At 59.5% G+C, this 12,662-nt stretch carries 15 protein-coding genes; 1 reads left to right on the forward strand and 14 read right to left on the reverse strand.

Annotated elements, in window-relative coordinates:
* Positions 1 to 263: 263 nt before the first annotated feature.
* The 13 genes from JS46_RS11095 to yceD form a co-directional block, all read right to left on the reverse strand.
* A complete protein-coding gene (locus JS46_RS11095) occupies positions 264 to 1,055 on the reverse strand; it encodes a metal-dependent hydrolase (protein ID WP_033750918.1) in 792 nt (263 codons plus the stop codon).
* A gap of 19 nt (positions 1,056 to 1,074) precedes the next feature.
* The gene (gene holB, locus JS46_RS11100; RefSeq protein ID WP_033750921.1) at positions 1,075 to 2,064 is read right to left on the reverse strand and encodes a DNA polymerase III subunit delta'; all 990 of its coding nucleotides are present in this window, start codon (positions 2,062 to 2,064) and stop codon (positions 1,075 to 1,077) included.
* Positions 2,061 to 2,693: a dTMP kinase gene (gene tmk, locus JS46_RS11105; RefSeq protein ID WP_033750924.1), complete on the reverse strand. Its 633-nt coding sequence runs from the start codon at positions 2,691 to 2,693 to the stop codon at positions 2,061 to 2,063. Before tmk ends, holB begins: the two co-directional genes overlap by 4 nt.
* A complete protein-coding gene (gene mltG, locus JS46_RS11110; RefSeq protein ID WP_033750927.1) occupies positions 2,683 to 3,702 on the reverse strand; it encodes an endolytic transglycosylase MltG in 1,020 nt (339 codons plus the stop codon). Before mltG ends, tmk begins: the two co-directional genes overlap by 11 nt.
* Positions 3,699 to 4,511, reverse strand: a complete 813-nt coding sequence (pabC, locus tag JS46_RS11115; RefSeq protein WP_033750931.1) for an aminodeoxychorismate lyase — start codon at positions 4,509 to 4,511, stop codon at positions 3,699 to 3,701. The genes mltG and pabC overlap by 4 nt, the downstream gene beginning before the upstream one ends.
* A 120-nt stretch (positions 4,512 to 4,631) precedes the next feature.
* Positions 4,632 to 5,873: a beta-ketoacyl-ACP synthase II gene (fabF, locus tag JS46_RS11120; protein WP_033750934.1), complete on the reverse strand. Its 1,242-nt coding sequence runs from the start codon at positions 5,871 to 5,873 to the stop codon at positions 4,632 to 4,634.
* Between the two features lie 83 nt (positions 5,874 to 5,956).
* The gene (gene acpP, locus JS46_RS11125) at positions 5,957 to 6,193 is read right to left on the reverse strand and encodes an acyl carrier protein (protein WP_025901771.1); all 237 of its coding nucleotides are present in this window, start codon (positions 6,191 to 6,193) and stop codon (positions 5,957 to 5,959) included.
* A gap of 153 nt (positions 6,194 to 6,346) precedes the next feature.
* Entirely contained in the window at positions 6,347 to 7,081 is a 735-nt protein-coding gene (fabG, locus tag JS46_RS11130; protein WP_033750943.1) for a 3-oxoacyl-ACP reductase FabG, read from the reverse strand.
* 10 nt (positions 7,082 to 7,091) lie between these two features.
* Complete coding sequence (gene fabD / locus JS46_RS11135; protein WP_033750945.1) at positions 7,092 to 8,024, reverse strand: ACP S-malonyltransferase; 933 nt, start codon at positions 8,022 to 8,024, stop codon at positions 7,092 to 7,094.
* A gap of 16 nt (positions 8,025 to 8,040) precedes the next feature.
* Complete coding sequence (locus tag JS46_RS11140) at positions 8,041 to 8,994, reverse strand: beta-ketoacyl-ACP synthase III (protein ID WP_033750948.1); 954 nt, start codon at positions 8,992 to 8,994, stop codon at positions 8,041 to 8,043.
* Positions 8,995 to 10,035, reverse strand: a complete 1,041-nt coding sequence (plsX, locus tag JS46_RS11145) for a phosphate acyltransferase PlsX (protein ID WP_072010432.1) — start codon at positions 10,033 to 10,035, stop codon at positions 8,995 to 8,997. It abuts the gene before it with no gap.
* Between the two features lie 25 nt (positions 10,036 to 10,060).
* Positions 10,061 to 10,231 (reverse strand): 50S ribosomal protein L32, encoded by a 171-nt coding sequence (rpmF, locus tag JS46_RS23385; RefSeq protein WP_017348070.1) that lies wholly within the window; start codon positions 10,229 to 10,231, stop codon positions 10,061 to 10,063.
* Between the two features lie 14 nt (positions 10,232 to 10,245).
* Positions 10,246 to 10,767 carry a 23S rRNA accumulation protein YceD gene (gene yceD / locus JS46_RS11150; protein WP_033750954.1) on the reverse strand — a complete coding sequence of 174 codons (522 nt, stop codon included), beginning with the start codon at positions 10,765 to 10,767 and terminating at the stop codon, positions 10,246 to 10,248.
* A 140-nt stretch (positions 10,768 to 10,907) separates the two neighbouring features.
* Between yceD and JS46_RS11155 the strand changes: the two genes are divergently transcribed.
* Entirely contained in the window at positions 10,908 to 11,492 is a 585-nt protein-coding gene (locus tag JS46_RS11155; protein ID WP_033750957.1) for a nucleoside triphosphate pyrophosphatase, read from the forward strand.
* Between the two features lie 13 nt (positions 11,493 to 11,505).
* On the opposite strand, the gene rluC is transcribed toward JS46_RS11155, so the two are convergent.
* Positions 11,506 to 12,462: a 23S rRNA pseudouridine(955/2504/2580) synthase RluC gene (gene rluC, locus JS46_RS11160; RefSeq protein ID WP_033750959.1), complete on the reverse strand. Its 957-nt coding sequence runs from the start codon at positions 12,460 to 12,462 to the stop codon at positions 11,506 to 11,508.
* Positions 12,463 to 12,662 lie beyond the last annotated feature (200 nt).

Here is a 12,662-nt window from a genome sequence, read left to right on the forward strand (position 1 = left end):
AGTGCGATTTTGCGCAGTGCGCTGGGACGCGGGGGAGGATCCGCAACCCGTTTGACGGTGACCGCCTTTTAATTATTACGAAGGGTAAAATAAATAAGCCGGCGTTACTTTGACGACTATCACGTTTCCTGGATCGGCTCGCCCTGATATCAGTATATTCTGACTGACAGCGCCCGTTTTGCCCCCATAAAAGCGTAGCCCTGCGATAAAAAGCAGGGCATCAGTCGGTATTACCGAATTATTACAGGCTTTGAAATAAAACCTTAACCGCCGAGTCGGCTTAACGGCACCTGGAAAAGCGTCGAGAAGTTTTGCGTGGTCGCAGCGGCCAGCGTCTCGATATCGACCCCTTTCAGCACGGCGAGGTATTCCGCCACGTCGCGCGTATAGGCAGGCTGGTTCTCTTTGCCGCGATACGGCACCGGCGCCAGATAGGGAGAGTCGGTCTCCACCAGCATGCGATCCAGCGGCACATAGCGCGCCGCTTCGCGCAGCTGTTCGGCGTTACGGAAGGTAACGATACCGGAAAAGGAGATATAGAAGCCCATATCGAGCAGCTTAGCCGCCGTCGCCTGATCCTCAGTAAAACAGTGCAGCACGCCGCCGCAGCGCTCAACCTGCTCTTCACGCAGAATCGCCAGCGTATCGTCGCGCGCGTCGCGGGTATGCACGATAATCGGCTTGTTCAGCGCGATGCCGGTACGGATATGCTCGCGAAACGACGCCTGCTGCTGCGCTTTGGTTTCCTGTTGATAATAGTAGTCGAGGCCGGTTTCGCCCAGCGCCACCACGCGCGGATCGGCGGCCAGACGACGAAACTCCTCGACGTCGTAAGGCTCTTCCTGATTCAACGGGTGCACGCCAACCGAGAGCGCGATATTTTCACGCTCGCCCACCAGCGCCTTCAGGGTATGAAAACCCGGCAGCGTGGTGGCGATCGCCAGCATAAACTTCACGTCGCGCGCGGCGGCCTTGGCCAGCACATCGTCGAGGTCGCGATGGTTCTTTTCATAATCCAGGCCATCAAGATGGCAGTGTGAATCCACAATAAACATAAGGTGTCTCGTTTGGTCGTTAAGCGACTACGCCGGGCTTGCGTTGATCAGCCCAGCTGAGAAGTCGGTCGGTTAACAGCAGTTCGCGGTTGACGGCGGCCACGTGGATCAGCTGTTCCCGGCACTGCATCCATGCGCGCGCGCTCTCATCCAGCGCGCGGGTGGAAAAGGTCTCTGCCAGCAGCGCGACCACATCCTGACGGTCGGGATTGCTTAGCCAGCGCACGGCGCCCTGCTGCCATTTGATCGCATCCACCAGCAGCGCCATCAGCCAGCTGATGCGCGCGGCGACATCCTCTGTATTGAGAAGCGGCAGCAGCAGCAAAATATCCTGCCGCAGCGCGGCGGGCAATGCATCGCACAGGTTCTGGCGCGCCTGCCAGCGCGCCGGCTCCAGCAGCTGTAGCGCCGCCGCCGGGCCGCCCGCGCTGAGGCGCAGCGCGGTCTGCAGCGCGACAGACTCGTGCGGCAACTGCTTGCTCAGCCACTGCAGGCTCTGCGCCTCGTCCGGCGGCACCAGCGAGAGCGCCATACAGCGGCTGCGCAGCGTGGCCAGCAGACGCGACGATTCGCGGCTGCCTAAGAAGAACCAGCTGTTGGCCGGCGGCTCTTCCAGCGTTTTCAGCAGCGCGTTAGCCGCCGATTCGCTCAGCTGCGCGGCATCGGGCAGCCAGACCACTTTCGCGCCGCCCTGCTGGGCGAAATGGTAGAGTTTCTCGGTCACCTGGCGCACCGCGTCGATACCCAGGGTGCTTTTGCCCTTCTCTGCCTCCAGGCGATACCAGTCGGGATGCGTCTGCGCCTGCATCAGCTGACAGCCGTGGCACTGGCCGCAGCTCTTCAGTCCATCCTTCTGCTGGCACATCAGCCAGCGGCTGACGCCCCATACCAGCGCCTCCTCGCCCATGCCGTCAATCGCCTGAATCAGCAGCGCATGATGCGCGCGTCCCGTCTGATGCTGGCCGATAATGTAGCGGTAAGGCTGATTCAGCCACGGATACCAGTTCATGCCTGCCGATCCAGCCAGCGCGTCAGGGTCGCTTTAATCGCCTGGGTGACGCTGTCGAGCGGCTGCGTGGCATCCACGGTCAGGATGCGCTCGTCTTCGGCAGCCAGCGCCAGATAGCGCTCGCGGGTGCGCTCGAAAAAGCGCAGCGACTCCTGCTCGATGCGATCCAGCTCGCCGCGGGCGCGGGCGCGCTGCAGGCCAATTTCCGGCGTGACGTCGAGGTAAAGCTGAAGATCGGGGCGAAAATCGCCCAGCACGGCGTCGCGCAGCGTGCGCATCAGCGCGGCGTCCAGCCCGCGTCCGCCGCCCTGATAGGCCTGCGAAGAGAGGTCGTGCCGGTCGCCGATGACCCAGGCGCCGCGCGCCAGCGCGGGCTTGATCACGGTATCCACCAGCTGCACGCGGGCGGCGTAGAGCATCAGCAGCTCCGCTTTGTCCGTGACCTGTTCGCCTTCGATGCCCTGCTTCACCAGTACGCGCAGCTGCTCCGCCAGCGGCGTGCCGCCCGGTTCGCGGGTAAAGACGATATCCTGAACGCCTCGCTCGCGCAGCACGGCGACTACCGCCTCGCGCGCCGTGGTTTTTCCGGCGCCTTCCAGGCCTTCAATGACGATAAACTTACTTTTCATCTTTTTCCTTCAGCGTTTGCCGGTAAGCCTGTACCGCCTGATTATGACTGGCAAGGTTGGTGGTAAAGGTATGGCCGCCCTTGCCGTCGGCGACAAAATAGAGGTAATCGGTTTTTTCGGGATGCGCGGCCGCTTCCAGCGAGGCTTTGCTCGGCGCGGCGATGGGGCCAGGCGGCAGGCCGTTTATGGTATAGGTATTGTAATCGGTCGGCGTCTCGAGGTCTTTACGCGTCAGCGTGCCCGTATACTTCTCGCCCATGCCGTAAATCACCGTCGGATCGGTTTGCAGCTTCATGCCGGTGCGCAGCCGGTTAATAAACACCGACGCGACGCGCGCGCGTTCAGCGCTGACGGCGGTCTCTTTTTCAATCACCGACGCCATGGTCACCATCTCCTGCGGATTTTTATAGGGCAGGTCCGGCATGCGATTTTGCCAGATCTGATCCACCAGCGCCGTCATGCGGGCATGCGCGCGCTGCAGCAGTGCGATATCGCTGGTGTTGGCGGTATAGAGATAGGTATCCGGATAGAAACTGCCTTCCAGCGCCTGCGGATCGATGTTCAGCGTCTTCGCCAGCGTGGCGAACTGGTCATCTTTCAGCTGGTGTTTGATATAGGGCGCGGCACGCAGCTCGGCAAGCCAGTCGATCAGGCGCTGGCCCTCTACCAGCCGCAGCGGGAACTGCGCCTCTTTGCCGCTGGCGAGCAGCTGCAGCAGCGCGCGCACCGTCATCCCCTTCTCCAGCCGGTAGGTACCCGCTTTAAAGCGCGCCAGATCCGGCTCGAGCTTCAGCAGCGGACCGAACCAGATGCTCTGCGGGATCAGATGCTGGCTCTCCAGCTGTGCCTCCAGCGCCACCCGGCCGGTGCCCGCTGGTAAGGTATAGATCGTTTCCTGGTCAATGGTTAACGGCGTCGCGGCGAAGCGCTGAATTTGCCAGTAGCTGAAGGCTGCCGCCAGCACCAGAACCGCCGCGACGACGGCGAAAATTTTTTTCGTTCGACTCATTTTGCTTCCATTAAATAGCAGCTGTGCTGAAACCGGTGGTAGAGCGCGCGCTCGCTGAACGCCTTGTCGTCCAGCTGTCGTACCGGCAAAACCGGCATCAGGACATTGCAGATGACGATTTCGTCGGCCGTCTGCAGCTGCGCCGCTTCACAGCGCACCACATCGCAATGCAGACCTGCGGCGGCCATCTGCGCCATCAGATAGCGCCGCATCACGCCGTCGACGCCAGCGTGCGTCAAATCGGGCGTAAAAACGCGTTCGCCCTGCCGCCAGAATAAATTGGCCGCACAGCATTCCACCACGTAGCCCGCAGTGTCAAGCACCAGCGCCTCGTCGGCGTCGCTCTGCTCGAGATGCGCGCGGATCATCACCTGCTCCAGGCGATTCAGGTGTTTGATGCCCGCCAGCAGCGGGTTCTGCGCCAGCCGCACCGGACTGGTCTGCAGCCTGACGCCCAGGGTTTGCAGCGGCTGATAGTGGTGCGGCCAGGGCGCAACCGAGACGACGCGCGTGGCGCCGCTGCTGCCATTACGGCTGTAGCCGCGTCCGCCAGCGCCGGCGCTGAGAATGACTTTCAGGACCGCCTGGGCGTGCGGCTGCGCGGCTGCGCGCATCTCTTTTTCCAGCCGCGCCCAGTCGACGTCCGGCATCATCAGGCGTTCGTATCCCTCGCGCAGACGGCGCAGATGCGCCGCCAACAGCTGAATGCGGCCGTTATGCACCGCTGCCGTGGTAAAGCAGCCGTCGCCGAACTGCGTCGCGCGATCGCTGACAGGCAGCGTGCGCTGCTCCGTTCCATTTACCCACATAGGGCTCTCCCGCAGGCAAAAGCGCTATGGTAGCGCGTTGTGGTGTGATAATCCGTTTCAGAGCCTTTCCAGATAGAAAAAAGGCCCGCATTTGCGGGCCTTTTGCCAGAACGTGAATCGTCAGATCTTACGGAAAATCAATGAGCCGTTCGTGCCGCCGAAGCCGAAGGAGTTACACAGCGTGTACTCCAGGCCGCTAACCTGACGTGCCGTGTGAGGCACGAAGTCGAGATCGCAGCCCTCATCCGGATTATCCAGGTTAATGGTCGGCGGAACGGCCTGGTCGCGCAGCGCCAGAATCGAGTAGATTGACTCTACCGCGCCTGCCGCGCCCAGCAGGTGGCCGGTCATCGATTTAGTCGAGCTGACCATAACGGTTTTCGCCGAGGCGCCGAAAATGGTTTTCACCGCCTGCGCTTCCGCTTTGTCACCCGCTGGCGTAGAGGTGCCGTGCGCGTTGACGTAGCCGATCTGCTCTGCCGACAGCTGCGCGTCGCGCAGCGCGTTTTCCATCGCCAGCGCGGCGCCAGCGCCGTTTTCCGGCGGTGACGTCATGTGGTAAGCATCGCTGCTCATGCCGAAGCCGACAATTTCCGCATAGATTTTCGCGCCGCGTTTTTTCGCGTGCTCATACTCTTCCAGCACGATAATGCCCGCGCCGTCGCCCAGTACGAAACCGTCACGATCTTTATCCCACGGACGGCTTGCCGCCTGCGGGTTATCGTTGCGCGTAGAGAGCGCGCGCGCTGCGCCGAAGCCGCCCACGCCCAGCGGGGTGCTGGCTTTCTCTGCGCCGCCCGCCAGCATCACGTCAGCATCGTTATAGGCAATGATACGCGCCGCATGACCGATGTTGTGCACGCCGGAAGTACAGGCAGTGGCGATAGAGATGCTGGGACCTTTCATGCCATACATAATCGTCAGATGGCCGGCGATCATGTTCACGATGGTTGAAGGTACAAAGAACGGACTGATTTTGCGCGGACCGCCGTTGACCAGCGAAGTATGGTTCTCTTCGATCAGACCCAGTCCGCCGATGCCGGAACCAATTGCCGCGCCGATGCGTCCAGCGTTTTCATCGGTCACGACCAGACCCGAATCCTGCATAGCCTGCACGCCGGCAACAATGCCATATTGGATGAAGTCATCCATCTTGCGCTGATCTTTGCGCGAGATGATTTCATCACAATTGAAATCTCTTACGATGCCAGCAAAACGGGTTGCGTAGGCACTCGTATCAAAATGGTCGATCAGGTTAATGCCGCTCTGACCGGCAAGGAGAGCACTCCAGGTAGACTCTACGGTTTTGCCGACAGGAGACAACATGCCAAGACCGGTCACAACTACACGACGCTTAGACACGTTCGTCCTCCAGGGAGGGGAATAAAAACTCTAAGGAACTAGCATAAAACTCAGGCGGTCGAGCGACCGCCTGAAGATATTCATTAGCCTTGGTGGCTATTGATGTAGTCGATCGCTGCCTGAACGGTAGTGATTTTCTCAGCTTCTTCGTCTGGAATTTCAGTATCAAACTCTTCTTCCAGAGCCATTACCAGCTCAACGGTGTCAAGAGAATCAGCACCCAGGTCTTCAACGAAAGATGCAGAGTTTGTTACTTCGTCCTCTTTCACACCCAGCTGCTCAGCAATGATTTTCTTAACGCGTTGTTCGATATCGCTCATACTATTTAATTTCCTATCAAAACTCGCTTTCGCGATGGTTTTCGTAGTGTATAAAATGTTGAAAAAGATGCAACAAAATCCCGGCTGGTCGAACCACGATTTTACGCTATTTTGCGGTTTTTACCGCAAACAATGCAAATGATTTCGTGATTATCAGACCATGTACATGCCGCCATTGACGTGCAGCGTCTCACCCGTGATGTAGGCTGCTTCGTCAGAGGCTAAGAATGCAACAGCATTGGCGATTTCCTGCGCGTCGCCTAAACGACCTGCGGGAACCTGCGTCAAAATGCCGGAACGTTGATCTTCGCTCAGTGCACGCGTCATGTCCGTCTCGATAAAGCCCGGAGCCACGACGTTTACGGTAATGCCACGTGACGCAACTTCGCGCGCCAGTGATTTGCTAAAGCCAATCAAACCCGCCTTGGCTGCTGCGTAGTTTGCCTGGCCCGCGTTGCCCATGGTGCCAACAACGGAACCGATGGTAATGATACGACCCACGCGTTTTTTCATCATGGCGCGCAAAACCGCCTTCGAAAGACGGAAGACCGACGTCAGGTTGGTATCAAGGATATCCGCCCACTCGTCGTCTTTCATGCGCATCAACAGATTGTCACGCGTAATGCCTGCATTATTGACCAAAATGTCTACTTCGCCAAATTCTGCGCGAACCTTCTCCAGCACGCTGTCGATCGATGCGGGATCGGTCACATTCAGCAGCAGACCTTTGCCGTTATCGCCGAGGTAAGCGCTGATGGCTTCTGCGCCGCTTTCGCTGGTCGCGGTGCCAATAACTTTAGCGCCGCGCGCGACCAGCGTTTCAGCGATCGCGCGGCCGATGCCGCGGCTCGCGCCTGTTACCAGCGCAACTTTACCTTCAAAGCTCATGTTTATCCTCTTATTCCTGTTCAAGTGCTGCAGCAAGCGACGTCGGGTCGTTGACCGCTGCCGCCGTCAGGCTGTCCACAATGCGTTTGGTCAGACCCGTCAGCACTTTACCCGGCCCCATTTCCAGCAGCTGGGTAACGCCCTGCGACGCCATAAATTCTACGCTCTCGGTCCAGCGAACCGGGCTGTAAAGCTGGCGCACCAGCGCGTGGCGGATCGCCGCCGCGTCGCTTTCGCATTTTACGTCAACGTTATTCACCACCGGAACGGACGGCGCGTTGAACGCAATCTCTTCTAGCGCTACCGCCAGTTTGTCTGCGGCAGGCTTCATCAGCGCGCAGTGCGACGGCACGCTGACCGGCAGCGGCAGCGCGCGCTTGGCGCCTGCGGCTTTACAGGCTGCGCCCGCACGTTCGACCGCTTCTTTATTGCCCGCGATGACTACCTGGCCCGGCGAGTTAAAGTTAACCGGCGAGACTACCTGGCCCTGCGCGCTCTCTTCGCAGGCTTTGCGAATCGAGGCGTCGTCGAGGCCGATAATCGCCTGCATCGCGCCGGTGCCTTCCGGCACCGCTTCCTGCATCAGCTTGCCGCGCAGCTCCACCAGCTTAATGGCGTCGGCGAAATCAAGCACGCCGGCGCACACCAGCGCGGAGTATTCGCCGAGGCTATGGCCGGCCATCAGCGTCGGCTGCGCGCCGCCCTGCTGCTGCCAGACGCGATAGATCGCTACGGAAGCGGCCAGCAGCGCAGGCTGCGTCTGCCAGGTCTTGTTCAGTTCTTCAGCCGGGCCAGCGCTGACCAGCTGCCACAGATCGTATCCCAGCGCGTCAGACGCTTCGCGGAAGGTCGCTTCCACCAGCGGATAGGCCGCCGCCAGCTCAGAGAGCATGCCGACGGTCTGTGATCCCTGACCGGGAAAAACAAAGGCAAATTGCGTCATCTTTCTTTCCTGTGAATCAAAAGCGAACCAGTGCGGAACCCCAGGTGAACCCGCCACCAAAGGCTTCCAGCAGAATCAGTTGTCCGGGTTTGATACGGCCGTCGCGCACGGCTTCATCCAGCGCGCTGGGCACCGACGCCGCCGAGGTATTGCCGTGACGATCCAGCGTGACCACCACTTTATCCATGCCCATGCCGAGTTTTTTCGCCGTCGCGCTGATGATGCGCAGGTTAGCCTGATGCGGCACCAGCCAGTCGAGCATTTCGCGATCGAGATTATTGGCCTGCAGGGTTTCGTCAACGATGTGCGCCAGCTCGGTTACCGCCACCTTGAACACTTCGTTGCCGGCCATGGTGAGATAGGCTGGCTCGTCCTGATTAGCGCGATTCTGGTAAGGCAGCGTCAGCAGCTGGCCGTAGCGGCCGTCGGCATGCAGATGCGTAGAGATGATGCCCTGCTCTTCGCTTGCGCCTAATACCACCGCGCCCGCGCCGTCGCCAAACAGAATAATGGTGCCGCGATCGTTGGGATCGAGGGTGCGCGCCAGCACGTCGGAGCCAATCACCAGCGCATGCTTCACCGCGCCGTTTTTAATGTACTGGTCCGCGACGCTCAGCGCATAGGTAAAGCCCGCGCAGGCGGCCGCGAGGTCGAAGGCGGCGCAGTCGTTGATGCCCAGCATCTGCTGGATCATGCAGGCCGAGCTGGGAAAAGCGTGGCTGGACGAGGTGGTGGCGACGATAATCAGTCCGATGTCGCCTGCCTCTACGCCCGCCATCTCCAGCGCGCGCTGCGCAGCCGCGAAGCCCATGCTGGCGACGGTTTCATCCGGCGCGGCAATGCGGCGCTCGCGGATGCCGGTGCGGGTTACGATCCACTCGTCCGACGTCTCCACCATTTTTTCCAGATCCGCGTTCGAACGCACCTGGCTAGGCAAATAGCTGCCCGTACCGATAATTTTGGTAAACATCTAGGCTTTGTCACTCCTGGCTAATACAGCATCAAGACGCGCGGCGATTCGTTCGGGAACCTGCCGTCGCACCGCCTGCTCTGCCTGTTCTATCGCCACGGCAAAGGCGCGTTGATTGGCCGCGCCATGGCTTTTGATCACTGTTCCGCGCAATCCTAACAGACAAGCGCCATTGTACTGGTCGGGGTTGAGATGCCCGAAGCGCTTAGCCAGACGTTTCTGAATCCAGCGCCCCAGCAGCTTCAGCCACCATGACCGTTTTTTCCCCTCCCCTGAAGACTTCAGCAGGGAAAGGAACATTCTTACCACGCCTTCCATGGTTTTCAGCGTGACGTTGCCGACGAAACCGTCACACACCAGCACATCTGTCTTGCCGGTAAGCAGGTCGTTGCCTTCCAGGTAACCAATATAGTTAATCTGCCCGGACGCTTTCAGCATGCTGGCGGCGGCGCGTATGCTCTCCAGCCCTTTGGTCTCTTCCTGACCAATATTGAGCAGCGCGACGCGGGGATTGGGGATCGCTAACACCTCTTCCGCCATCACCGCGCCCATTACGGCAAACTGCACCAGCATCTCGCTGTCGGAGTCCACGTTGGCGCCTAAATCGAGCACCACCGTTTTGCCGCGCTGCTGATGCGGCAGCACGGTCATTAACGCCGGGCGCTCGATGCCGTCCAGCGGTTTTATCATTAATTTCGCCAGCCCCATCAGAGCGCCGGTGTTGCCAGCGCTGACGCAGGCCTGCGCTCGTCCCTCTTTCACCAGCTCCAGCGCAATACGCATCGAGCTGCCGCGACTGGCGCGGATCGCCTGAGAGGGTCGCGCATCGCTTGCAATAACTGACTCCGCAGGAATGACCTGCAAACGTTCTATTAACGAGGAATCCGCTTTGGCAAGCAATGGAGTGATGTCGTCGGGAATGCCGACCAGAAGAAGATTGAGATGCGAATGAGAGGCCAGTGCCTGCAAAGCTGCAGGCACTGTCACGCAGGGACCGAAATCCCCGCCCATGGCATCAATAGCCAGGGTCAAACGTGTCAAAGTATCACCTTGCTAAGCGCAAGTCTTACTTGGTGATGACCTTGCGACCGCGGTAGTAACCATCCGCAGTGATGTGGTGACGCAGATGCGTTTCGCCAGAAACTTTATCTACAGACAGAGTTGCAGTGGTCAGCGCATCGTGCGAACGACGCATGCCACGCTTAGAACGGGTGGGTTTATTCTGTTGTACGGCCATGGACCTTACTCCTATTACTTACGCTTTAAACTGGCTAATACGGCAAATGGGTTTGGTTTTTCCGCCTCTGCAGGCAATTTGCCAAAGACCATGTCCGCCTCGGACACTTCACAGTGTTCAGAATCATGCACCGGAACGACCGGCAGCGCGAGAATGATTTCATCCTCTATCACCGCCAGCAGATCGACTTCGCCAAAATCATCGACGTCGATCGGCTCGTAGGCTTCCGGCAGTGCCTCGGCCTGCTCATCGGTTGAGACAGGACTGAAGCAATAGCTTACGTGGACAGCGTGAGGGAATGTCTGGTTGCAGCGCTGGCAGCGCAATGTAACCTGCACGTCCGCTGTACCTTGCAGTACGGCGAGGCGCTGGCTGTCAACCGCAAACGACATGGTACATTCCACGTCACTGTCCACACTAACAACTGATTCGGCTACGCGCTCCACCTGTTCAGGGGTGTAAACGCCCTGATAATCCAGGCGTTTTTGAGCGGCGCGGACCGGATCCAGCGTCAGGGGTAATTTTACCTTTTGCATAGGGCGCGCATATTAACTTTGTAACGTCATAGAGTCAAAGAAAAAGGCCGTTTCACAGCATCTTTCACCAGTTATTCGCATCCAGTGCGGCGCACAGTTTAAAATGAGTGTCACCAATTCGCCATTACTATTGTGAAAAAATGCCTGTCTCTCTTCTTTTAGCCTCAACCTCGCCGTTTCGTCAGGCGCTGCTGGGCAAACTCGGCCTGCCTTTTATTACCGCGGCGCCAGACGTTGACGAAACGCCGCGCGCTGGCGAAGCCGCCGACGCCCTGGTGGCCCGCCTCGCCGTCGCCAAAGCGCAGGCGCTGGCCGCCGACTATCCCGACAGCTGGATTATCGGTTCGGACCAGGTATGCGTGCTCGACGGCGCCATTACCGGCAAGCCGCACACGCCCGAACGCGCTTTCGCGCAGCTGCGTCAGGCGAGCGGCAACGCCGTCACCTTTTATACCGGACTGGCGCTCTACCAGCCGCGCAGCGGGACGCTGATGCAGTGCTGCGAACCTTTTGTGGTGCACTTCCGCGCGCTCAGCGATGCGGAGATCCACGCCTATATAGAGAAGGAGCAGCCTTTGCAGTGCGCCGGGAGTTTCAAGAGCGAGGGGCTGGGCATTTGCCTGTTCGAGCGGCTGGAGGGGCGCGATCCGAATACTCTAATCGGGCTGCCGCTAATTGCGCTCAGCGGCATGTTGCGGGCGGTCGGCATCAATCCGCTGGAATGACGCCGAAAGCGCGTCAGCTTTTTTGCTGACGCAGCGCCTGCAGGCAGCGCTTGAGTTCGTTATCGAGCGGCGCCTCTAAACGCAGCGTTTCGCCGCTGCCGGGGTGGGTAAAGGTCAGGGCGGCGGCGTGCAGGAACAGACGACGCAGTCCGGTCGGGGCCAGCTGGCTGTCGAACTCGCGCTCGCCGTAGCGATCGTCAAAGGCGATAGGATGACCGGCATGCAAAGTATGCACGCGGATCTGATGGGTGCGGCCCGTGACCGGGCTCGCCTTGACCAGCGTGGCGAAGGCGAAGCGCTCTTCCACTTTAAAGCGCGTTTCCGACGGTTTCCCTTCGCTGCTGACCCGCACCACGCGCTCGCCGCTCTGCAGGATATTCTTCAGCAGCGGCGCCTGTACGCTCTTGAGGTGCGACGGCCAGCTGCCGCGCACCAGCGCCAGATAATCCTTCTGCATCCCCTTTTCGCGCAGCTGCTCATGCAGCGAGCGCAGCGCCGACCGCTTCTTGGCGACCAGCAGCACGCCGGAGGTGTCGCGATCGAGGCGATGCACCAGTTCGAGGAAGCGCGCCTCGGGACGCAGCGCGCGCAGCCCTTCGATCACGCCGAAGCTCAACCCGCTGCCGCCGTGCACCGCCGTGCCGGAAGGCTTGTTGAGCACCAGGATATGATCGTCTTCGAAGATGATCGCCTCCGCCAGCGCCGCGACTTTCTCCAGTTTCGGCGACACCGCCTGCTCTTCGCGCTCGGCGACGCGCACCGGCGGGATGCGCACTTCGTCGCCCTCTTCCAGCTTATATTCCGGCTTAATGCGTTTTTTATTTACCCGCACCTCGCCTTTGCGCAGGATGCGGTAAATCATGCTTTTCGGCACGCCCTTGAGCTGGGTGCGTAAAAAGTTATCGATGCGTTGTCCGGCATTTTCAGCCGAAATGGCGACAAGCTGTACGCCAGGATTCTCTGTTTTCATGGCGGCGATTCTAAATAGTGTCCTGTGATAGCGCCACCCCTTTTTCTGTGCTTAACTCTCCTCTTGTCGCGCGAAAAAGCGCAGCGTGCGCTGGCTTTTTCAGCAGCCTGCTCATTCGTCCGACATATTAAGGTGTTATGTATCACTAATCTTCATCTGGCGGTAAAAGTCGCCTTGCTATATGAAGGTTAGCAATGGAA

Origin of the sequence: Pantoea sp. NGS-ED-1003, assembly GCF_000738765.1 — a bacterium.
Lineage (GTDB): Bacteria > Pseudomonadota > Gammaproteobacteria > Enterobacterales > Enterobacteriaceae > Pantoea > Pantoea septica.